Source organism: Rhizobium sp. F40D2, assembly GCF_051810745.2.
Classification (GTDB): domain Bacteria; phylum Pseudomonadota; class Alphaproteobacteria; order Rhizobiales; family Rhizobiaceae; genus Rhizobium.
Genome location: NZ_CM131436.1, coordinates 4,067,059 through 4,087,574, shown reverse-complemented (window position 1 = coordinate 4,087,574; position 20,516 = coordinate 4,067,059). Strand labels below are relative to the sequence as shown.

Sequence of the window (20,516 nt, the reverse complement as noted above, 5' to 3'; positions counted from 1 at the left end):
CGAGAAGACCGTCGCCGGGTTAATGGACTTGAATGCGTCGCGTCAAGGTACGGCGCGTTGCGTTCCGCTCAAACAGGAATTTTCACGCCCGCGCGGCCCTCGCGGGATTGTGATGAGCCGATTAATGCGGCAATTGTCGGGCCATCATTGCAGAAGCCGAGCGAGAAGCGATCTTGTTTTCCATATCGAAACGCAGCGAAGTCGAGCCTTTCCATGCCATGGACGTGCTGGCGGAGGCGACGAAACGGCGCGCAGCCGGCCATCCCGTGATTTCGATGGCGGTCGGTCAGCCCTCGCATCCGGCTCCCCAGGCAGCCCTGGAAGCAGCGCGCGCAGCCCTTGCCGAGGGCCGGATCGGTTATACCGATGCACTGGGGACGGCGCGGTTGAAATCGGCACTTGCCCAGCATTACCGGGATCGCCACGGCCTGGAAATCGATCCCATGCGGATCGCCATCACCACCGGTTCCTCGGCCGGCTTCAATCTCGCCTTCCTGTCGCTCTTCGATGCCGGCGATGCGGTGGCGATCGCAAGACCTGGTTATCCCGCCTATCGCAATATCCTCGGTGCGCTGGGTCTGCAGGTCGCCGAGGTGCCGGTAACCGCCGAGACCCATTTCACACTCACCCCTGAGAGCCTCGAGGCAGTGCAGAAGCAAAGCGGCGTGAGGCTGAAGGGCGTGCTGCTGGCAAGCCCCGCCAACCCGACCGGCACGGTGACCGGCCGCGATGGGCTGAAGGCGCTTGCAGAGTATTGCGCGGCCCATTCCATCGCCTTCATCTCCGACGAAATCTACCACGGGCTCACCTTCGCCGGCGAGGAGGCGAGCGCGCTGGAGCTGACCGACGAGGCGATCGTCATCAACTCCTTCTCCAAATATTATTGCATGACCGGCTGGCGAATCGGCTGGATGGTGCTGCCCGAACGGCTGGTGCGGCCGATCGAGCGGGTGGCGCAGAGCCTCTATATCTCCCCGCCCGAACTCTCCCAGATCGCCGCGGTAGCCGCGCTCGGTGCAGCCGAAGAGCTTGACAAAGTCAAAGCGAGTTATGCCGCCAACCGTGACCTGCTGCTAGACCGCCTGCCCAAGATAGGCCTTGCGCCGGCTTCGCCGATGGACGGCGCCTTTTACGCATATGTCGATGTCTCGCGCTTCACCAATGACAGCATGGGTTTTGCCAAACGCATGCTCGCCGAAATCAACGTCGCCGCAACCCCCGGCATGGACTTCGATCCGCTGGAGGGACACCGAACCCTCCGCCTATCTTATGCAGGCTCGCAAGCGGAGATCGCCGAGGCGGTGGAGCGAATCGCTGGCTGGTTGAAATAGGGCGCGCGGCTGCCAGCGAAGGCTCATCTACTTTGCTCCTTGTCTTGGATCGTAAGATCTAAAACACACTGGGGAGTTTTCTCATCGTCTCAGGTATTGTGCCCGTGCCAGTGTTTGAGCTTAAGAGGCAGCGATTGAGCGTGCGACCCTACACCTTGATCTCTTGGTCCGTTGTTTCCTTCTTTGTGATCGTCATTCTGGCCTCGCTGCCCACAGCGAGAGGACGTCAATGGACTTCAGCATTGCCCTCGCAATATAAAATAAATCAGCGGCAGGCCTACGGTTCGACGGGGCTGCCAAATGGTGCCGGAACCCGCGGCGCAGTGATTTATCAGTTGTCTTGGGGGCAAACTCAAGAAATCCGACGTAATGGCATCGCAGCACTTCCCGCCGGTCTGCAAGGGCCCGACGGATTGAAGTATGGGGACTGGGCAAATACGCCAGTGCCCAAAGATATATTCGAGCGGTATATTTTGAACACCGCTCCTCCTCCAGTTGGACTGAATTGCAGCCATGGCACTTGGGAGAAGGAGTGGCGCGCTAACGCGCAGAAGGCGGGCAATTACTATTCGACCAATGGAAAGGCTTTGATCCTATTGCAGGCCTCTGAATTGCAAGACAATCCAATGTTTCTGGCAGCCGTGGGATATTTTTATAACCCCTAAATTACAGCCAGGAAGCTAATCCTGGGCGATTGGGCTGACAGGCGTCATCGCCTAGCTGCGGGATGAAAACAGCGAAGCAAGCGTCGAAGACGGCTTGTTGTTCAGCCGCGGCACGACCACGAGCTGCCTGATGTCGCCGCGCTTGTAGGCCGCGAGGAAGCGCTTGTAGTCCTTGAAGGAGACGCAGCCGTTAGAATCGCCGTTCTTGCCGAGCATGTAGGTGTGGGCAAGCAGGCCGACACGGTCATAGATGGCGTCCGAGCCCTCGAGCGGCGTCAGGCGCAACGCCTCGACACCGTGGAAAAGGCTTTCGCGCATGGTGAGGGCATAAGTGTGCGGCGGCGTCGGCCCGCGCATCTTCTTGTCGACATAACGCGGGTTGTCGCGCATCTTGCCGAGACCGGAATGAGCTTCCAGCCTCTCGCCGTTCGGCAGATAGACCGTGCTGTTTTGGATGTCGTAGATGGCGACGCCAGCGCGCAGCTTCGGCGAGAAGACCGGCTTGTCATAGCGCGGTATTGCATCGTCCTGGTCGTCCTCGATCGGCGAGTTGGGCTGGGCATAGGCAAGGGCAGGCTCGCCGGCGCGTTGCGAACCCTTGGCGGCCGGCGCCGGCTTGCCGATAAGGCCGTCGGGACGCGCCATCGGCAGCGGTACGGAACCGGCATCCGGCGCCAGAACGAGATCGAAAGGCTGTTGGTCTTCGGCCGCGGCAATTTCTACCGGCGCAGATTTTTCCTGCGGCAGTGACGCCGTCTTGAGGGCGGGCGCGGGCGGCTCGACCGGGGCCGGCGCAATCTGCTGCGGTCCGGCGTCGGCAAGCGCCAACAGGGCAGGGAGTTCGGCTGCGGCAACGGCCTCCTTCGAGGGAACGATGATCCGGTCGCCGTCGTCTTCTTCTACACTCTCCGCCGAGGCAACCTCGACGGCCGGCGGCGTGACCACATCATCCTTGCGGAATTTGGCGCTGTCGGAAATCGCGGCAACCACAGGCTGCTCGGCAGCCATGACAAGCCGATTGTATTTTGTAAGCGCCGCCACTGCCGTTGCGGCAGCATTGGTCTTCTGCGCATGCGATTGGACGAGGTCGGGCGTTAGGGCGACGAAGGGCTTGGCGTCGAAGGCCGCCAGCCGATCGGCTTTGCCGACATGGATCAGTCGCTCATGCATCGCCGGCCTGGGCTTCGGCGCCGCTGCGACCTGCGTGAATCTGTCGGGCGGAGAAATGGGCGATCCGATCGAATGCATCGTCGCCAAGGTCGCGATCAGCCATGTGGAGGTCAGAAATCCGGCGCCGACGACGCCGTAAAGAAAGCCACGAGATCTGCGCAAACGAAAAGCAGATCTGCCAAGAGGGGTGACGTCATCGAACGTCCCGACCGCAAACGCCATACTGAACTCGTCTTTCAAACTCGCTACGCAGGCCGGCGGCACTGACTGACTACACTTCGCCGGGGCCGGTAATGGCGCAAATGGGCCGAATTTAGACCACCCGCGACATCCGACTGTTTCGCAAGGATGACGAATTATGGTTTCTAATTTATTTACGCGGCGTTGCGCTTTCTGACGACGTCTCAAAAAGAGATGCGTGGGATCTTTCAGACGCGTTCCATCACATAACTTCCCGGCGCTTCCTCGATCGCGTTCAGCGCATCGCCGCCCGGTTTGCGCGCCGCAACGCGCCTGCCATCATGGGTCTCGATCCAGGCCCGCCAATGCGGCCACCATGATCCCGGCGTCTCGGTCGCCTGCTCGATCCAGGTTTCATATTCGCCCTTGGCCGGGCCGCCCGTCCAGAATTGATACTTCTTCTTGTCTGGCGGGTTGACCACGCCGGCGATATGTCCCGAGCCGGTGACAACGAATTCGACCTTGCCGCCGAAAAACTGGCTGCCGACGAAGACGGATTTGGCAGGGGCGATGTGGTCCTCGCGGGTGGCGAGATTATAGATCGGAATTTTCACGTCCTTCAGCGACACCGGCTTGCCGTCGAGGATCATCTCGTTGCGCGTCAGCGCGTTCCTCAGATAGCAGTTGCGCAGGTAGAAGGCATGGTTTGCCGCCGCCATGCGGGTCGAATCGGCGTTCCAGAACAACAGGTCGAAGGGCAAGGGATCCTGGCCCTTGAGGTAGCTGTTGACGAAATAAGGCCAGATCAGCTCGGAAGCGCGCAGCATGTTGAAGGCCATCGACATCTTCGAGCCGTCGAGATAGCCGGTTGCCTGCATATGCTCTTCGAGCGCTGCAAGCTGCTCCTCGTCGACGAAGACCTTGAGATCGCCGGCATGGGTGAAATCGACCTGGGTGGTGAAGAGTGTCGCTGTTTTGATGCGCTTGTTCTTCTCCTTGGCGTGCAGCGCCAGCGTTGCCGCCAAGAGTGTACCGCCGACGCAGTAGCCGACGGCATTGACGTCCTTTTCGCCGGTCGCCTTCTCGATCGTCTCGAGCGCGAAATCGATGCCCTCGCGGGCATAGGCCGCCCAGTCCTTCTCGGCATGGCGCGCATCCGGGTTGACCCAGGAAATGACGAAGACGGTCTGACCTTGATCGACGCACCATTTTATGAAGGATTTCTGCGGGTTGAGGTCGAGAATATAGAATTTGTTGATCCAGGGCGGGCAGATCAGCAGCGGCCGCTTCAGCACGGTTTCGGTCGAAGCCTCATATTGGATGATCTGGCAGATGTCGTTCTGGGCGATCACCTTGCCCGGCGTCAGCGCCATGTCGCGGCCGACGGCGAATTTCGTCATGTCGGTCTGGCGAAGGCGAAGATCGCCCTTTCCGGCAGCGATATCCTCGGCCAGCATCTTCATCCCGCGCACCAGGTTTTCGCCGCTGGTGGCGATCGTCTCGCGGTAGAGTTGCGGATTGGTGGCGACAAAATTGCTCGGCGAAAGTGCTGCCGTGATCTGCTTCACATAGAAGCCGGCCTTGTGCTTGGTGTGCTCGTCGAGGCCGTCGGTCTCCGACACCAGCTTCTCAGCCCAGTCGGTGGTGACGAAATAGACCTGGCGGAGAAAATCGAAGAAAGGGTTCTTCTGCCAGTCTTCGTCGGAGAAGCGCTTGTCCTTCCGGGTGTCCGGTTCCGGAGGCGAGGGCTCGCCCTGCATGCCGCGCGTGCCTTGCATGCGCTGCATCGAGCGCATCCAGATGCCGAAGAACGAGGACATCAGCTGCGTCTGCGCCTCGAAGGTGCGGCGGGGATCGGCAATCCAGTATTCGGTGACCTTGGAAAGCGTCTTGACCATGTCGGTCATCGGGTCGACGACCGTTTCGCTGATCTCGCCGCGTTCGCGCGGCGCAAGCCAGGCCGAGGCCGCCTGGCCGAGATTTTCGAGCGCCCGGGCGAAATTCATCGCCATCGCCTCGGGATCCTTCAACAGATAGGGATCGAGATCGGTTGCGTCGAAACCGGCCTTGCCGCCATTCTTCTGGCCGCCATTCTCCTGCTTGCTGTCGGTCACCATTTCCTCCGGCGGCAGCACTCTTTTTATCCAATCGTTGTACATCGTGATTGAACGAGAAAACAAGTTCCACCCGCGCAGGCTCATGCTATTGCTTTGTCGCTGCGACAAATTTAACAGTCGACGCAGTCAGAACTGGATTTTGAGGCATGACGAAGAACGGCATTCGGCACATCGCAACCTTCAACCGCACCGCATTGATCTGCGCCGCGGTGGCGATGACCCTGGCCGGATGCAATCTGACGGCCGAGGAGAAGGCCGCAGCCGCCGCCAAGCGAGCGGCGCCGACCGCCGTCGTCATGCCGGCCACCAAGGGCGATGCGGTCGAAGGCGGCCTGGCGAAGTCGCCGGACGGCTATCCGAATTTTGGCGCGCCGCTGACGGCCGCCAACGTCCAGATGAGCGACGAGCAGGCAGCCGAACTGCAGCATCAACTGACCGCACTTGCCGCCCGGCGCAAGGCCGGCACGATCTCGGAAGCCGAATATCAGGCCAAGGCCGCTGAAATGCGCCGCCTCGCCGCCGAGCACGGCGCTGATACGCTCTCCGAAATCTCCAAATAGACCTTGCCTTTCAGGCAATTTGGACGCAAAGCCTTCCGGATGGATCGGAAGACAAGATTTTCCCGATAATGCGCTTTACGCGGCTTTTCCGTCAAAGATTTGCCGCGTGTCTTGGGTCTGATGAATACGGCGTTGCGATTCTGAAGTTCGTGTCGCAGCCGCCGGGAGACGGAACGAACTTCGACTGCGGCGCGAAAGCCGCCTTTCCATGGGGAATGAAATGGAAGAGTTTCACAAAGTCCGGCGTTTGCCGCCTTATGTTTTCGAACAGGTAAACCGTTTGAAGGCAAGCGCGCGAGCGGGCGGCGCCGATATCATCGATCTCGGCATGGGAAACCCCGACCTTCCCACTCCCCAGTCGATCGTCGACAAGCTTTGCGAGGTCGTGCAGGATCCGCGCACCCACCGTTACTCGTCCTCCAAGGGCATTCCGGGGCTGCGCCGCGCCCAGGCCGCCTATTATGCCCGCCGTTTCGGCGTCAAGCTCAACCCGGATACCCAGGTGGTCGCCACCTTGGGCTCCAAGGAAGGCTTCGCCAACATGGCGCAGGCGATCACCGCGCCCGGCGACGTCATCCTCTGCCCGAACCCGACCTATCCGATCCACGCCTTCGGCTTCCTGATGGCGGGCGGCGTGATCCGCTCCATGTCGGTGGAGCCGGATGAGAGCTTTTTCCCGCCGCTTGAGCGCGCGGTCCGGCATTCGATCCCGAAGCCCCTGGCGCTGATCCTCAATTACCCCTCGAATCCCACGGCCCTCGTCGCGACACTCGATTTCTACAAGGACGTCATCGCCTTCGCCAAGAAGCATGACATCATCGTGCTTTCCGACCTTGCCTATTCGGAGATCTATTTCGACGGCGCTCCGCCGCCGTCGGTTCTCGAAGTGCCGGGTGCAATCGATGTGACGGTCGAGTTCACCTCGATGTCGAAGACGTTCTCCATGCCCGGCTGGCGCATGGGCTTTGCCGTCGGCAACGAGCGACTGATTGCGGCACTCACCCGCGTCAAGTCCTACCTCGACTACGGCGCCTTCACGCCGATCCAGGTGGCGGCGACGCATGCGCTGAACGGCGACGGCTCCGACATTGCGGAAGTCCGCAACGTCTACAAGCGCCGCCGCGACGTCATGGTCGAAAGCTTCGGCAAGGCCGGTTTCGACGTGCCGCCGCCGGCTGCCACCATGTTCGCCTGGGCGAAGATCCCGGAAAAGTTCCGTCATCTCGGTTCGCTTGAGTTTTCCAAGCTGCTGGTCGAGAAGGCCGACGTCGCCGTTGCCCCCGGCATCGGCTTCGGCGAACAGGGCGACGACTACGTTCGTCTGGCGCTGGTCGAGAACGAACACCGCATCCGCCAGGCTGCGCGCAACATCAAGAAGTTCATGTCGACGGCAGACGAAACGATGCACAACGTCATTTCGCTGAACGCACACCGCTAATCCAACTCTCAAGGCAGCCGCGTTCCGCGGCTGCCGTCACCCAGACATTCAGGATCGATCCATGGCAGATGCCCTCAAAATTGGCATTGCGGGCTTGGGCACCGTTGGCGCCTCGCTAGTCCGCATCATTCAGCAGAAGAGCAACGAGCTTGCCGTCACCTGCGGGCGTCCGATCACCATCACGGCGGTCTCCGCGCGTGACAAAACGAGAGACCGCGGCATCGATCTTTCCGCTGTCACCTGGTTCGACCGGCCGGAAGATCTTGCCGAAAAGGGCGATATCGACGTCTTCGTCGAGCTGATGGGCGGCGCCGAAGGGGCTGCCAACACCTCCGTACGCGCCGCACTTCAACGTGGTCTCCATGTGGTGACAGCCAACAAGGCGCTGCTTGCCTATCACGGCGTCGAGCTTGCGACGATCGCCGAGGAGAAGGGCGCGCTTCTAAACTTCGAGGCCGCTGTCGCCGGCGGCATCCCGGTCATCAAGGCGCTGCGCGAATCGCTGACCGGCAATGCCGTCTCCCGCATCTATGGCATCATGAACGGCACCTGCAATTACATCCTGACCAAGATGGAAAAGGAGGGGCTTTCCTTCGCCGACTGCCTGAAGGAAGCGCAGCGGCTGGGTTATGCCGAGGCCGATCCCGCCTTTGATATCGAGGGCAACGACACGGCGCATAAGCTTTCCATCCTGACGACGCTCGCCTTCGGCAATCGCATCGCGGCCGATGACATTTATCTCGAAGGCATCACCAACATCTCGATCGAGGATATCCACGCCGCCGCCGAGCTCGGTTATCGCATCAAGCTCCTGGGCGTTGCCCAGCGCACCGACACCGGCATCGAGCAGCGCGTGCATCCGACCATGGTGCCGGTCGATTCGGTCATTGCCCAGGTCGACGGCGTCACCAATGCGGTGGCTATCGAATCCGACGTGCTCGGTGAACTGCTGATGGTCGGCCCCGGCGCCGGCGGCAACGCGACGGCCTCGTCCGTACTTGGTGATATCGCCGATATCGCTAAAAGCCAGCCGGGCGCACAGCGCGTGCCGGTGCTCGGCCATCCCGCAAAGGCGCTGGAACCCTACCGCAAGGCGCAGATGCAGAGCCACGAGGGCGGCTACTTTATCCGCCTGACCGTGCTCGACCGCACCGGTGTCTTTGCCAGCGTTGCAACCCGCATGGCGGAAAACAACATCTCGCTGGAATCGATCGTTCAGCGCTCCAAGCAGCATCTGGCGCCGTCGCACCACCAGACGATCATTCTCGTCACCCATGCGACGATGGAAGAGTCGGTGCGCAAGGCGGTCGCCTCGATCAAATCGGAAGGCTATCTCTTCGGCGAACCGCAGGTGATTCGCATCGAGCGGCCGAAAGAAGAAGCTTAAGCCTTTCCAGCCGGCGAATATCAGCCGCCCTGTCTTCTTGAACTGGCAGTTAAAGAAGACAGGGCGGCTTTTTTGTTGATCGTCCGGGCTCCCCTTACGGAAGTCTATATTAACAAATACCGAAATATTGATATAAATAAAACCATAGATGGTGAGTCGTCGGCGTGGAGAATTTCATGAGCAAGGACAGCCACGCCGGCAAGGGGTATGGCCGCCCGAGCGAGGTGCCGCCGGACCGTCCTGATATGCTTGGGGAAATTCTCAAGCCGGCCTACCGTGACGCTCGCGAAGAGGTCCCTGACGAGGCTGACGGCGATGAGTACACGGAAGGCCGCAACTGGGCTATTCTGCTGACGCTGTTTTCCTTCCTGCTCGTGCAGCTTGCCGGCGTCGCCGCGATCATCTGGGCAGTATTCTGGTAAAAATCCGTGTCTGCAAATCCATCGCTATGTTATCTCCGCTGCTCCTGTAGAAAAAGCAGATGAAGTCAGCGGAGTATGGCATGGCAGATCTCGTCGATCCGGTACAGCGCGCGTTTCTCGGCGTGGAGAAATCGGCGCTCGACAATCGCTGGGTGGCGCGGCTCGACCAGGCCGGGCAGAACCGGGCGCTGGCCATGTCGCAGATCCACGGCATGCCGGATCTGATCGCCCGCGTGCTGGCCGCGCGTGGCGTGACGGCGGACGAGGCAATTGAATTCCTCGATCCGACGATCCGCGGGCTGATGCCCGATCCCCATGTTTTGACTGATTGCGAAAAAGCCGCCACCCGCCTGGTGAGCGCCATCGAGCGCGGCGAGAATGTCGCGATCTTCGGCGACTACGATGTCGACGGTGCGGCTTCCTCGGCGCTGATGTTTCGTTTCCTCAGTCATTTCGGCGTCAAGGCGAACATCTATATTCCCGACCGCGTCTTCGAGGGTTACGGCCCCAATCCGGCGGCAATCAACCAGCTGATCGACAACGGCGCCCGACTGATCGTCACCGTCGATTGCGGCTCGACCAGTCACGAAGCGCTGGCAGCCGCCGCTGCCCGCAATATCGATGTCGTCGTCATCGATCACCACCAGGTGACACATGAGCTGCCGCCCTGCCATGCGCTCGTCAATCCGAACCGCGAGGACGACCTCTCGGGGCAGGGGCATCTTTGCGCGGCCGGCGTGGTCTTCATGGTGCTGGTCGCCACCCTCAGGCTGCTGCGGGCGGGAGGCAACAAGGGCATCCTGGCGCTCGACCTCTTGCAATGGCTGGATATCGTCGCACTGGCGACGGTCTGCGATGTCGTGCCGCTGAAGGGCCTCAACCGCGCCTATGTAGTGAAGGGGCTGGTCGCCGCCCGCCACCAGAGCAATGCCGGGCTTGCAGCGCTCTTCCGCAAGGCCGGGCTCGCCGGCCCGGTCACACCCTATCATTTCGGCTTCCTGATCGGCCCGCGCATCAATGCCGGCGGTCGGATCGGCGATGCCGCGCTCGGAAGCCGCCTGCTGACGCTCGATGACACCGGGGAGGCTGAAGTGATCGCGCAGCGCCTGGATGAGCTCAACCGCGAGCGACAGGCGATGGAGGCAATCATGCTGCAGGAGGCGGAGGCCGAAGCGCTCGCCGAATATGGCGACGGCGAGGGTACCTCCGTCATCGTTACCGCCCATGAGAAATGGCATCCCGGCATCGTCGGACTGATCGCGGCGCGGCTGAAGGAGAAGTTCAAACGGCCGGCCTTTGCGATCGCCTTCGATCCCTCCGGCCGCGGCACCGGCTCGGGCCGCTCCATCAACGGCTTCGACATGGGCAGGATGGTGCGGGCCGCGGTCGACGAGGGGCTTCTCGTCAAGGGCGGCGGTCACGCCATGGCCGCGGGGCTGACGGTCGAGCGCGCCGATCTCGGCAGGCTGAGGACCTTCTTCACCGAGAGGTCGGCAAGAACCGTGGCGAACCTCGTTGCAAATGAGACGCTGAAGATCGACGGCGCGATCGGCGCCAGCGGCGCCACGCTCGAACTCATCGACCGCCTGGAGGCCGCCGGCCCCTATGGCTCCGGCCATGCGCAGCCGCTTTTTGCCGTGCCGGCGCATCGTGTGCGCGATGCACGCCTGGTTGGCGAGAAACATGTGAAGGTGACGATGGAGGCAATGGACGGATCGCGGCTCGACGGCATCGCCTTCCGCGCCGCCGATACGGCCCTCGGCAATCTTCTCATCAATTCACGCGGCGCCAGCCTGCATGTCGCGGGGTCGCTCAGTGCCGAGCATTACCAGGGCGCCCGCCGCATCCAGCTGCGCGTCTGCGATGCTGCGCCGGTAAAATAGAATAGCCGCGCAAAAAGAGCGATGCTGAGGAATTGAGAGAGAAGAAAGTGGCACGCCCTAGGGGAGTCGAACCCCTCTTCCCAGAATGAAAATCTGGTGTCCTAACCGATAGACGAAGGGCGCTTCCTTCGTGGTGGCGCCCTTATAGTCAGCACCTTCAAAAGCCGCAAGCGCCAAGACGCGAAAAAATCATCGTTTTCGCCGATTTATTTGCGCCTGTGCAGAAACGTGGCGCCATGGCCTGCGGGGACGCCGCGGTCTGCCCGACAGGCTATTGATCCGGTGCCGTGCCGGCAGTTGATTTGGATAAAATTGGTACGACCTAGGGGAGTCGAACCCCTCTTTACAGAATGAGAATCTGTCGTCCTAACCGATAGACGAAGGGCGCAGGCCAGCCCGGTTAAAATAGGAGCGCGCGCAGACTTCTGCAAGCGGATGCGATGGCTTCTATATGGAGAGAAAGTGGCACGCCCTAGGGGAGTCGAACCCCTCTTCCCAGAATGAAAATCTGGTGTCCTAACCGATAGACGAAGGGCGCTTCCTTCGTGGTGGCGCCCTTATAGTCAGGCGTTATGAATCCCGCAAGCGGCAATTTCGGTTTCTTTCAAAAAAATGACAGGAAATCCGAATGCGTTCGAAAAGCTGATTATCGAAGCTGAATCAAGATGCTGCCGGCTATCTCTTTAACAAGACGAGACGGGACTTCCGTAACGTCATGTGAAAAACCACGCCGCGGTCAGATCGCTCTTGCGGTCGCCATAGGCGCGCGTTTGCCACCGCAGCCCCAGTTCCAGTCGCGACTTTTGCCGGTGTCGAGATGGACCGAATCCGTGTGGCAATAGGTGCCGACGCCGCCGCGGTTCGGCAGCGAACGGATATAGGCGGCGATATCCCATTTCGTGACGCCGTCGATCTGGATGTCAGCCGCCTCGCAGCTTTTGTGCATCGATTCGTCGGCGCCGCCGACCAGGCGGTTATGCTCTTCGTCCCGATAGCCTGACGTGACGATAACAGGCCGGCCGAAATGGGTTTCGACCGTTTTGATCACGTTCAGCAGCTCGGGCTTGAAGCAGCCAACCTCGACCTTGTCGTTCTGGACATGCAGCCCGTTCGGCGCGATCCGCGTCATGCCGGGCAGGGACGCTTTCTGCAACAGGCCGGAGAGGCTGCCGAGCAGGTTCTGCTTCGGCGCGCTGTAGAGCGCATTCATCGTCGGGGCCGGATTGCCGTCTGCCGCCAGCGACGCCGTTTGGACGGGCGCAAGCTGTGTGCTGCCATTTTGCGAAGATCGCTGCGGCAGCACCGGCTCCGCAGGCTGTTCTGTTACGGGTTGCTGGCTGTAGACGCTGCTTCTGGCGGGTGCTGCCCCCATCGGCGCATAGGCCTGCGGCTGAATGACCGTCGACGTGCTGTTGTTCTGCGGCGCCGGCTGGTGGTCGGAGAAGATGCTCATCGCCTGTGCGTTGATCCGGGTCGACTGCAGCACCAGCCCGCCGATATTGGCAGGCGCTGCCGACGCCGGATCGGCGGGCGGGACGGGCGCATTCGGATCCGCTGCCACGGCCTGCGGGGCGGCTTGAGCGCCGGAGACATTGACGAGCCGGGGATCCGTGTAGACCGAACGTGGGGCAGGGCTTGCGGGTGCTGCCGCGGCAAGCTGCGGTGCGGCTGCCTGCGGTGCCGGAACGGCTGCAGCGGAATCGAGTGCCTTCTTGTCCGACGCGCAACCGGACAGCGCCAGCACCGAAGTGGCGATCAGCAAAGCGCCCGCAAGGGGCATCCGCATCTCAATGTTACGCAAGCGACAGTCTCCAGTTGATGCGGAAAATGGCCGAAAACCGCCATCTTCCGCGTCGAGTCGTCAGGAGATTGCCTGCGGGGCCGGATCGCGGCAAGCGTCAAGGCGCCGGCCGGACCCGAAATCGCAAAAGCCGCAAGCCTCGCAAAAGCCTTGCGGCGAAAAGCCTTACCAGGCGCCGGTATTGCCCATCGAGGCCCAGGGTTCGGCGGCGGCAAGCGGGCTGCCCTTCTGCAGGATTTCGATCGAGATGCCGTCGGGCGAGCGCACGAAGGCCATGTTCCCATCGCGAGGCGGCCGGTTGATGGTGATGCCGTTGTCCATCAGCTTCTGGCAGGTTGCGTAAATGTCGTCGACCTCATAGGCGAGGTGGCCGAAATTGCGTCCTCCGCTATAATCTTCCGTGTCCCAGTTATAGGTAAGCTCGAGGCAGGGAGCCTTTTCGCTACGCGCACGGTCGAGATCGTCGCGAGCGGCCAGGAAAACCAGGGTGAAGCGGCCCTTTTCGTTTTCGTGGCGGCGAATCTCCTCCAGCCCGAACAGCGTGGTGTAAAAGGCGAGTGAGGCGTCCAGGTCTTTGACGCGAACCATTGTATGGAGATACCGCATTCTATCTACTCCTTTATTGGGTCTGGCTTTTTCGGCGAGCTGAGGTCAGCTTCGGGCAAGTCATCGATATAAAATGTGCAGTTGGGAATAACCGAAAACTAGGACTTGCGCTTATCCGTTACCAAGATGTTAATCTTGATTTCAAGAATCAGTTAACCGTAACAGTGTGACGCGTATTCGAGGGGCTGGCGACAATGGCTGACAGGATTTCATCGAACGAATACTCCGACCTTGACGAGCTATCGGCAGAGGCGGTCGATCTTGTTGAAATCACCGGCGTCGTCAAGTGGTTCGACGTCGCTAAGGGTTTCGGCTTCATCGTGCCCGACAACGGTATGCAGGATGTTCTCCTGCACGTGACCTGCCTGCGTCGCGACGGTTACCAGACGATCCTCGAGGGAACGCGTATCGTCGCCCTCATCCAGCGTCGCGAACGTGGCTACCAGGCTTTCAAGATCCTTTCGATGGATCAGTCGACTGCGGTTCATCCCTCGCAGCTGCCGCCGGTGCGCACACATGTGCAGGTCACCGCGACCAGCGGCCTCGAGCGTGCGCTGGTCAAATGGTTCAACCGCACCAAGGGCTTCGGCTTCCTGACGCGCGGCGAGGGCACGGAAGACATCTTCGTGCACATGGAAACGCTCCGCCGCTTCGGCCTGACGGAACTGCGCCCCGGCCAGGTGGTGCTCGTCCGCTTCGGCGATGGCGAAAAGGGCCTGATGGCCGCGGAGATCCATCCCGACATTCCGAGCCCGGCCAGCCGGTCGCATTGATATGCGTGACATCGTCCTTCTTCATGCGATCAAAAGCGCCATCCTGGCGCTTTTTTTCATGGTCGCGCTGCCGGCTTTCGCCGAGGAGCAGGTCCGCTTTGACAAGGAGCCGCTGCTCATCCAGACGGCTGCGGGCAAGGTGCTGCATTTTACCGTCGAGATCGCCTCGACCCCGGATCAGCGCGCCTACGGGCTGATGTTTCGCAAGACGATGGCCGATGATGCCGGGATGATCTTCGATTTCGACGAGCCTAGGCGCGTCACCATGTGGATGGAAAACACCATCCTGCCGCTCGACATGCTTTTTGCCGACGACACCGGCACGATCCGCCACATCAAGGAAAACGCAACGCCTTATTCGCGCGATATCATCGATTCGATGAGCCCGGTGAAATACGTCGTCGAACTCAATGCCGGCATCGTCGCCAAACTGGGAATCAAACCTGGTGACAGAATCGTCAGCGCCACGACGACCAAGAAGTCGAAGTGACGGAACCGGGCGGCTTCAGGTCATTGAATTTGTTATACCGCTTGAATACGAAACGGAACCGCGTTCATTGAATTTACAACAAAAGATATGTCGCATATGATTTGCGAGAGGAATAGGCTTCTTATCGCTATGGAATATTCCGCCTCAGCTTCACATCCATCAGGAATACAAAAATCTATCCATGGTTTATCAAAAAGATATATTGGCTAAAATTTCTTATGAGGAGATTAGAGGTCTAGCTGAGGAGGCCGCTCGCAGGGAGTGGCAGTATTTTCTTAGAGTTGGACAAGCGGCGCTGCTAGATGAATGCCTCAATGTTCAGCGAGCCTGGATGTTTTTCAGAAATCCTGAGATTTTGATACCGCCAGAAGCTAGTATGAAAAAATGCGCCATCGTGATTAGTGACGGTGGTGAGGTAAGAACTACCGCCGATTTTTACCCAGACCTCAATAAATGCCGTGAGTATCTACAAATCATGTCAAATCACTTCGAGGAGCGGGGAATCTGAAGTGAACACGGGCGAGGCATCTCGGAAGGTGAAGTTCTAGTCAGAATCTTACGAGGCGATCTCGTCCCTGCCGCAGTGGATTTGTCATACCACGGACTGCGAGCGCTTTACCACCAAACCAGAACCGCCCCCGAATCCTATAAACCGGGGTCGCTCCAGCGTCTTCGGTGCTTCATTTTTCGCGGGCTTTGATTCCGCATCGTCTGACCATGTTCCGGATCGGTGTGAGCCATGGTTCCGGATCGATTGAAGCTATTCCGGCTGGTTGTGAAGCTCGAAATTTGTGGCGACCCCTGCAGGAATCGAACCTGCGACAACCTGCTTAGAAGGCAGGTGCTCTATCCAGCTGAGCTAAGGGGCCGTCTGGCGATCGCGTTCAGGGAGCGCGACCGGATGCGGCAGTTCTGGACGAGAAATCTCAATGCGTCCAGGGCTGCGTGCGGGTATAGCGGAAATTATCCGGATAGGCGACAACCTGCCGAACCGGATCCTTCGGCGCGATGACCCGGTATTCGATGCCGTTGCGCTGGGCATAGGCTTCGGCCAGCTCCTGTGTTTCGAAGGTGAGTTTCACCTGCTGGCGCGTATCGCCGGAGGAGGTGTAACCCATGATCGGATCGATCTTGCGCGGCGACTCCTGATCGAATTCAAGCACCCAGAGATGGCTCTTGGCCTTGCCGGACTGCATGGCGGTCTTGGCTGGACGATAGATCTTGGCAGACATGACTGCGCGTCTCCGACTATGCGGGCAACACCCGCCTTTAATGGTCTCAATTCTCGTTGCCGAGGCTCTTGCTTCATCTTGAGAGATAGCGCGAAGAGATGAATTTTGCTTATCCGCGGATCCCCGCCTTTTCAAGAAAAAAGGCGGCGTATGACGCGTTGCCGGTACCATCGCGATGATAGGGCGATGCTGCGGAAGCAAGACACCGGCAGACAGGCCGGTTGCGCAATATTACCGATCGTCTCATGTTGTGATCACAACCTGATTGCCGCGGCCAGCCCGCGGGACTATTTACGGCTCAGTCAATTTCAGTGGATTGCACGCATGATGAGACGTTCGGCGGAGTTCAATGCCATTGTGATCGGGGCCGGCATTACGGCTTTCTTCTACGTTGCCATTAGCTACGCTCAATATATTGGTCTGCTCGAACGCGGCTGAAGCAGCGCTCTCCTGACGTCCAGTTGCGTCCGGCGGCGCAGACGCGAGCCATGCAGCTTTTTCTACCGACATCGACATATCAGGCGGGATTCTTCGGCTGGAGCTGGATTTATGGGTTGCGACGGCGAAGTGAACCGTGTATCTCCCCGCCACGGCACGGAGTGTAGCGCAGTCTGGTAGCGCATCTGGTTTGGGACCAGAGGGTCGGGAGTTCGAATCTCTCCACTCCGACCATTCAATATCCCGATATCTTGCATCTTTGACAGCCGCATCGTGGCCCGCGTGCTGCCGGCCAACTGCTTCCGGAAACGGATGACAGACAGATAAAGCGCGTCGCATCAAACTCGATTGATGCGACGCGCTTTAGCTTTGTTTTATGCATGAGTGCCACGTTGATCACCAGCAGCCTTCCGTCGACGATGACGGAGACCTTGGTGTCCGAACGCCTGACCGGCGCTCGGACTGTCAGCACGATTGTTGTGACGATCGGGCGACCGCCACAACGGATATCGTTACAGGAGAAAATCGCCTGCCCCCAGGTGGACGAGGCCCTTCAGCTGTACCTGGAAGTCCTGAACGCCGTCGCCGTTCAGGTCGCCCTGGATAACCGTAGCATCGCTCGTGGATCCAGCCTTGTCTTCATAGTGCCAAGTGAGCGCGCCAGCCTTATGGTCGAAAGCGGCGTTCTCCTGCGCCAGGAAATGGAAGCTTCCATCGCCCTGCGCAGAGCCATTCGCATCGATCGCCGAGAAGTCGATCTTATCGAAGCCTTTCTGGAAGTCGGTGATGACGTCGCGGCTCGAGCCGGACCCGATTTCTGCTGGCGTCTTGAATGCAAACGTATCCGAGCTGGCGCCACCGGTCATGATGTCTTTTCCGGCGCCACCAATGAGGACGTCCGCGCCGCCGCCGCCGTTCAGCTTGTCGGCGCCAGCCCCGCCCTGGAGAACGTTGCTGCCGCTATTGCCGGTCAGCACGTCGTTGTAGCTTGAGCCAGTCAAGTTTTCGATGCTGACGAACTTGTCACCGGTGGCATACCCGCCCGATGCGGCCCCCGTCGCCAAGTTGACGTTGACCCCGCTGGATGCCGCATAGATGGCCGTGTCGTTATCACTACCGCCGTCGAGCAGGTCCCCGCCGGCGCCGCCGTCGAGCTTATCCGCGCCAGCCCCGCCATGGAGAACGTTGCTGCCGTTATTGCCGCCGGTCAGGACGTCGTTGTAGCTTGAGCCAGTCAAGTTTTCGATGCTGACGATCTTGTCACCGGCGGCCTGACCGCCCGATGCCGCCTTAGTCGCCAAGTTGACGCTGACGGCGCCGGAGCCCGCGTAGCTGGCGGTGTCGTTGCCGGTACCGCCGTCGAGCACGTCCGCGCCGGCCCCGCCCTTCAACACGTCACTACCACCGAGACCCTTGAAGGTTTCGTTGCCGCCGTTCGACTGACCGGTGTGCGGCAGTATGTCGTTGCCGCTAGTGCCCACGATTTCCTTCGTCGGCGAGGTTGGCGTTGTCGGTTGAGTTGGCGTGGTCGGCGTTCCCGAACCTGGTTCGGTCGGCGTGGTCGGCGTGGTCGGCGTGGTTGGCGTTGTCGGTGTCGAGGTGGAGCCCGATTCGTAGGCACCCATATCGACAGTTCCAACGACGCGAGCGTGGCCGTCCAGATCGACCGATGCGACGCCGTACTTGCTGGTTCCGCCGTCGATCGCCGAAGAGCCGGACCCGAGGTGGAAGTTGTCGCTTGCTGCGCCTACGAATTTCGGGTCGACGCCGAGCTTGTTACCGTCCGCCGCGCTCGGCATCGCGTTGCCGCCGTCGGTCTTGACCGAGGCCTGGCCGGCCGTGCCGTTGTAGGTAACGTTATTGGCCCAGACGACGTTTTTGTTGCTGTAGCCGCCGTATGACGTGTTATCGACTGCAGTGTTGTTCTTGTTCACCGACGGGTCCGCTACGGCGACGTTGTTGACCCAGGTGTTGTTGCTCGACTGCGCGTTGCTGAGCTCGCCGCGCCAGGTGCCGTCGTTTAGCAGGTCCTGATTGTTGTGGTATGCGGTGTTGTTTTTCACCGTGACGGAGTCGCTCCAGGTAACTTGGATGCCTTTGCTGCCGTTCTCATAGACGAGGTTGTTGTCGACCAGGGTCTTGAACGTGTAGTTCGGATGACCGCTCGTCTGCGTGCTCTGGAAATCGTCGATGATGATGCCGTTGCCATCGGTGTGCGCACCCGACTTCGTGACGTTGTCGTGCGAGATGTTGTTCCGGATGATGTTGCGGAAGCTGCCATCGTCCGGCGCCCCGGTGATATTCCGGTTCTGGTAGAGAGAGATGCCTGAAAACCAGCCGGAACTCGCATTTTTGTAAGTCTCGTTCCCTTCGATCGTGATGAAGTCGGATCCGGCGAAGGCGATGCCGGACGCACCGTTGTCGTGGGAAACGTTATTGGAAATCCTCACATGGTGGACGCCATCACCAACAATGCCGTGCGAATCGCTCCCGTAGACCTCGAAGCCCTCGACCGCCACATAGTTAGCAGTGATGTTGATACCATTTGCGCCGCCCGATGCTGAGTGTATCACCGCTCCACCCGGTACCTCCGACCGCAAGGTAATGTAGCCGGCGGCGGAACCATCTTTGTACATGTTCACCGACTCATTATAGACGCCGGCGCGCACCACAACGTCGTCGCCGGGCTTAAGGTTCGACGCCATTGCGTCACCGATCGTGCGGAAAGGAGAGGAGGCACTGCCGGTACCGCTGCTGCTGCCAGTCGTCGCTACGTAGTATGTTGTCATTGTCTTGTTCCTCAACCCCTGCCCGTTAATATTTTAGGTTAATCATGTCTTACGGCGGGGGGTTATAGGGCGACATTTTGGAGGGTGCAACAGCAACGCGGCGGTAAGTACTTGAGAATCATAGCCATATTGCTGCCACAATATCCCAATCACTTCGATGTTACGTTTTGAAATATTTGTAGAATTTCGAGTCGCCCAAATTGAGGCAGTATAAATGTCTCGCATTTCGCGAATTATTCTTTCTGCAACTATAGCGAAATGCATCCATTGAAAACGTTAGAAAAACCTGATGGCGTGACTGAATTCCTCTCGCCAAAGGCGGAATCGACATTTTTTTCTGAATTTAGCAATTTTTGAGCGGAATCGCCTTAATAATTGGGGATGGCCGAGATGGTGAGGGGAGGCAAGACCGTCGAATCGCCTGCGCTCCGGACTTCACAATAAGCCCCTGATCAAACGGATCGGCGATCAGGCAATGCTCTCGTTTTCTGATCCCGATGCAGCGATTCAGGCGCAGGGAACGCCGTCGCAGGCATGCCGCAAGAAGCGCGCCTGCCGCTCCGGCGAAGTCCCGCTCTATGACATCGAGCTTGCTCCGATAGCTGTTGCAACGTCAGCCGCACTGAGAAACATCGGCTTTGCCAAGGCTGTCGTCGATACGACCTACAACGGTAATGAAACATGCCTAAGGCTTGAATGACGACCGCGTTTTGAGCGGGCCGTTGACGGCTTGCAAGGTCGAGAGCGCAAACCGTCATTTGATCCAGTTCAACGCCCTTGGAAAATCTTGATCAGCTTGGGCGTAAACCTGTGGCTTTTGATGTCAACGAAATCGTCATAGGTGGCGCGACCGGAAATCATCGCTGCGAGAAGCCGATTGCAGGCAACGCGCGGAGCGTCTTTGTCCGAAGCGTTTGTCACAATGCCAGCGTTGCGGCGCGCATTTGCATCGAAGCTCTTCACGCAAATATTGACAGCCTCATTTCTCGCTCTTGCACTCCCCTGCGTCAAAGTAACGAAGGAATCATATTCCTGGCGAGTCGGTACGCAGGCAGCGAGCAGTGCCATGGCAATCAATACTATTATGGTGCGAGTAGGCATTGTTATCCTATTCCTTTAAATATCCGATGGTCGATTTCTGGTGTTTATTTCGATTCGTGTGATGCAGGAAAGACCACGCGCAAAAATTGCGATGTCGCCCAAAAGAAAAATTGCTGCATTTTGACGGTTCAAC

The 20,516-nt window shown here is 59.5% G+C and carries 19 protein-coding genes and 5 tRNA genes; 13 read left to right on the top strand and 11 right to left on the bottom strand.

Features of this window, described 5'->3' with window-relative positions:
* The first annotated feature begins 173 nt into the window (after positions 1 to 173).
* Positions 174 to 1,331 carry an aminotransferase class I/II-fold pyridoxal phosphate-dependent enzyme gene (locus ACS4RS_RS19725; protein ID WP_439009618.1) on the top strand — a complete coding sequence of 386 codons (1,158 nt, stop codon included), beginning with the start codon at positions 174 to 176 and terminating at the stop codon, positions 1,329 to 1,331.
* Positions 1,332 to 1,465: 134 nt separating this feature from the next.
* The gene (locus ACS4RS_RS19720) at positions 1,466 to 1,996 is read left to right on the top strand and encodes a hypothetical protein (protein WP_439009619.1); all 531 of its coding nucleotides are present in this window, start codon (positions 1,466 to 1,468) and stop codon (positions 1,994 to 1,996) included.
* A 51-nt stretch (positions 1,997 to 2,047) separates the two neighbouring features.
* Here the strand turns inward: ACS4RS_RS19720 and ACS4RS_RS19715 are convergent, their stop codons facing one another.
* Both ACS4RS_RS19715 and ACS4RS_RS19710 read right to left on the bottom strand, forming a co-directional pair.
* Positions 2,048 to 3,388 carry a DUF2778 domain-containing protein gene (locus ACS4RS_RS19715; RefSeq protein ID WP_439009620.1) on the bottom strand — a complete coding sequence of 447 codons (1,341 nt, stop codon included), beginning with the start codon at positions 3,386 to 3,388 and terminating at the stop codon, positions 2,048 to 2,050.
* Positions 3,389 to 3,594: 206 nt separating this feature from the next.
* On the bottom strand, positions 3,595 to 5,463 hold the full coding sequence (locus ACS4RS_RS19710) for a class I poly(R)-hydroxyalkanoic acid synthase (RefSeq protein WP_439011801.1): 1,869 nt from the start codon (positions 5,461 to 5,463) through the stop codon (positions 3,595 to 3,597).
* Positions 5,464 to 5,609: 146 nt separating this feature from the next.
* On the opposite strand from ACS4RS_RS19710, the gene ACS4RS_RS19705 reads away from it, so the two are divergent.
* The 5 genes from ACS4RS_RS19705 (at position 5,610) to recJ (ending at position 11,153) form a co-directional block, all read left to right on the top strand.
* Positions 5,610 to 6,023, top strand: a complete 414-nt coding sequence (locus ACS4RS_RS19705; protein ID WP_439009621.1) for a hypothetical protein — start codon at positions 5,610 to 5,612, stop codon at positions 6,021 to 6,023.
* A 220-nt stretch (positions 6,024 to 6,243) separates the two neighbouring features.
* Entirely contained in the window at positions 6,244 to 7,461 is a 1,218-nt protein-coding gene (locus tag ACS4RS_RS19700; protein ID WP_003586883.1) for an LL-diaminopimelate aminotransferase, read from the top strand.
* Positions 7,462 to 7,522: 61 nt separating this feature from the next.
* On the top strand, positions 7,523 to 8,848 hold the full coding sequence (locus tag ACS4RS_RS19695; RefSeq protein WP_439009622.1) for a homoserine dehydrogenase: 1,326 nt from the start codon (positions 7,523 to 7,525) through the stop codon (positions 8,846 to 8,848).
* A 176-nt stretch (positions 8,849 to 9,024) separates the two neighbouring features.
* Positions 9,025 to 9,270, top strand: coding sequence for a hypothetical protein (locus ACS4RS_RS19690; protein ID WP_439009623.1), 246 nt, complete (start codon positions 9,025 to 9,027; stop codon positions 9,268 to 9,270).
* An 80-nt stretch (positions 9,271 to 9,350) separates the two neighbouring features.
* Positions 9,351 to 11,153 carry a single-stranded-DNA-specific exonuclease RecJ gene (gene recJ / locus ACS4RS_RS19685; RefSeq protein WP_439009624.1) on the top strand — a complete coding sequence of 601 codons (1,803 nt, stop codon included), beginning with the start codon at positions 9,351 to 9,353 and terminating at the stop codon, positions 11,151 to 11,153.
* A gap of 48 nt (positions 11,154 to 11,201) precedes the next feature.
* On the opposite strand, the gene ACS4RS_RS19680 is transcribed toward recJ, so the two are convergent.
* The 5 genes from ACS4RS_RS19680 to gloA form a co-directional block, all read right to left on the bottom strand.
* Positions 11,202 to 11,276: transfer RNA gene (locus ACS4RS_RS19680), tRNA-Glu, on the bottom strand.
* 190 nt (positions 11,277 to 11,466) lie between these two features.
* Positions 11,467 to 11,541 (bottom strand) — tRNA-Glu (locus ACS4RS_RS19675).
* 75 nt (positions 11,542 to 11,616) lie between these two features.
* Positions 11,617 to 11,691 (bottom strand) — tRNA-Glu (locus tag ACS4RS_RS19670).
* Between the two features lie 198 nt (positions 11,692 to 11,889).
* Positions 11,890 to 12,954: a D-Ala-D-Ala carboxypeptidase family metallohydrolase gene (locus ACS4RS_RS19665; protein WP_439009625.1), complete on the bottom strand. Its 1,065-nt coding sequence runs from the start codon at positions 12,952 to 12,954 to the stop codon at positions 11,890 to 11,892.
* A 165-nt stretch (positions 12,955 to 13,119) separates the two neighbouring features.
* On the bottom strand, positions 13,120 to 13,560 hold the full coding sequence (gloA, locus tag ACS4RS_RS19660) for a lactoylglutathione lyase (protein ID WP_097625338.1): 441 nt from the start codon (positions 13,558 to 13,560) through the stop codon (positions 13,120 to 13,122).
* A 194-nt stretch (positions 13,561 to 13,754) separates the two neighbouring features.
* Between gloA and ACS4RS_RS19655 the strand changes: the two genes are divergently transcribed.
* The 3 genes from ACS4RS_RS19655 (at position 13,755) to ACS4RS_RS19645 (ending at position 15,331) form a co-directional block, all read left to right on the top strand.
* Positions 13,755 to 14,333 carry a cold-shock protein gene (locus tag ACS4RS_RS19655; RefSeq protein WP_003573434.1) on the top strand — a complete coding sequence of 193 codons (579 nt, stop codon included), beginning with the start codon at positions 13,755 to 13,757 and terminating at the stop codon, positions 14,331 to 14,333.
* A gap of 1 nt (position 14,334) precedes the next feature.
* A complete protein-coding gene (locus ACS4RS_RS19650; protein WP_439009626.1) occupies positions 14,335 to 14,823 on the top strand; it encodes a DUF192 domain-containing protein in 489 nt (162 codons plus the stop codon).
* A gap of 181 nt (positions 14,824 to 15,004) precedes the next feature.
* A complete protein-coding gene (locus ACS4RS_RS19645; RefSeq protein WP_439009627.1) occupies positions 15,005 to 15,331 on the top strand; it encodes a hypothetical protein in 327 nt (108 codons plus the stop codon).
* Between the two features lie 284 nt (positions 15,332 to 15,615).
* Here the strand turns inward: ACS4RS_RS19645 and ACS4RS_RS19640 are convergent.
* Together ACS4RS_RS19640 and ACS4RS_RS19635 are read right to left on the bottom strand one after the other, a co-directional pair.
* Positions 15,616 to 15,692, bottom strand: a tRNA-Arg gene (locus tag ACS4RS_RS19640).
* Between the two features lie 57 nt (positions 15,693 to 15,749).
* Positions 15,750 to 16,055, bottom strand: a complete 306-nt coding sequence (locus ACS4RS_RS19635; protein ID WP_310805415.1) for an ETC complex I subunit — start codon at positions 16,053 to 16,055, stop codon at positions 15,750 to 15,752.
* Positions 16,056 to 16,241: 186 nt separating this feature from the next.
* Between ACS4RS_RS19635 and ACS4RS_RS19630 the strand changes: the two genes are divergently transcribed.
* Complete coding sequence (locus ACS4RS_RS19630; protein WP_439011889.1) at positions 16,242 to 16,493, top strand: hypothetical protein; 252 nt, start codon at positions 16,242 to 16,244, stop codon at positions 16,491 to 16,493.
* Between the two features lie 157 nt (positions 16,494 to 16,650).
* Positions 16,651 to 16,727 (top strand) — tRNA-Pro (locus ACS4RS_RS19625).
* 278 nt (positions 16,728 to 17,005) lie between these two features.
* On the opposite strand, the gene ACS4RS_RS19620 is transcribed toward ACS4RS_RS19625, so the two are convergent.
* Positions 17,006 to 19,282 carry a choice-of-anchor Q domain-containing protein gene (locus ACS4RS_RS19620; RefSeq protein ID WP_439009628.1) on the bottom strand — a complete coding sequence of 759 codons (2,277 nt, stop codon included), beginning with the start codon at positions 19,280 to 19,282 and terminating at the stop codon, positions 17,006 to 17,008.
* Between the two features lie 475 nt (positions 19,283 to 19,757).
* Here ACS4RS_RS19620 and ACS4RS_RS19615 point away from each other — a divergent pair, with 475 nt between their 5' ends.
* Positions 19,758 to 19,982 carry a hypothetical protein gene (locus tag ACS4RS_RS19615; protein ID WP_439009629.1) on the top strand — a complete coding sequence of 75 codons (225 nt, stop codon included), beginning with the start codon at positions 19,758 to 19,760 and terminating at the stop codon, positions 19,980 to 19,982.
* 68 nt (positions 19,983 to 20,050) lie between these two features.
* Here ACS4RS_RS19615 and ACS4RS_RS19610 read toward each other — a convergent pair whose 3' ends face one another.
* Positions 20,051 to 20,383 carry a hypothetical protein gene (locus tag ACS4RS_RS19610; RefSeq protein ID WP_439009630.1) on the bottom strand — a complete coding sequence of 111 codons (333 nt, stop codon included), beginning with the start codon at positions 20,381 to 20,383 and terminating at the stop codon, positions 20,051 to 20,053.
* Positions 20,384 to 20,516 lie beyond the last annotated feature (133 nt).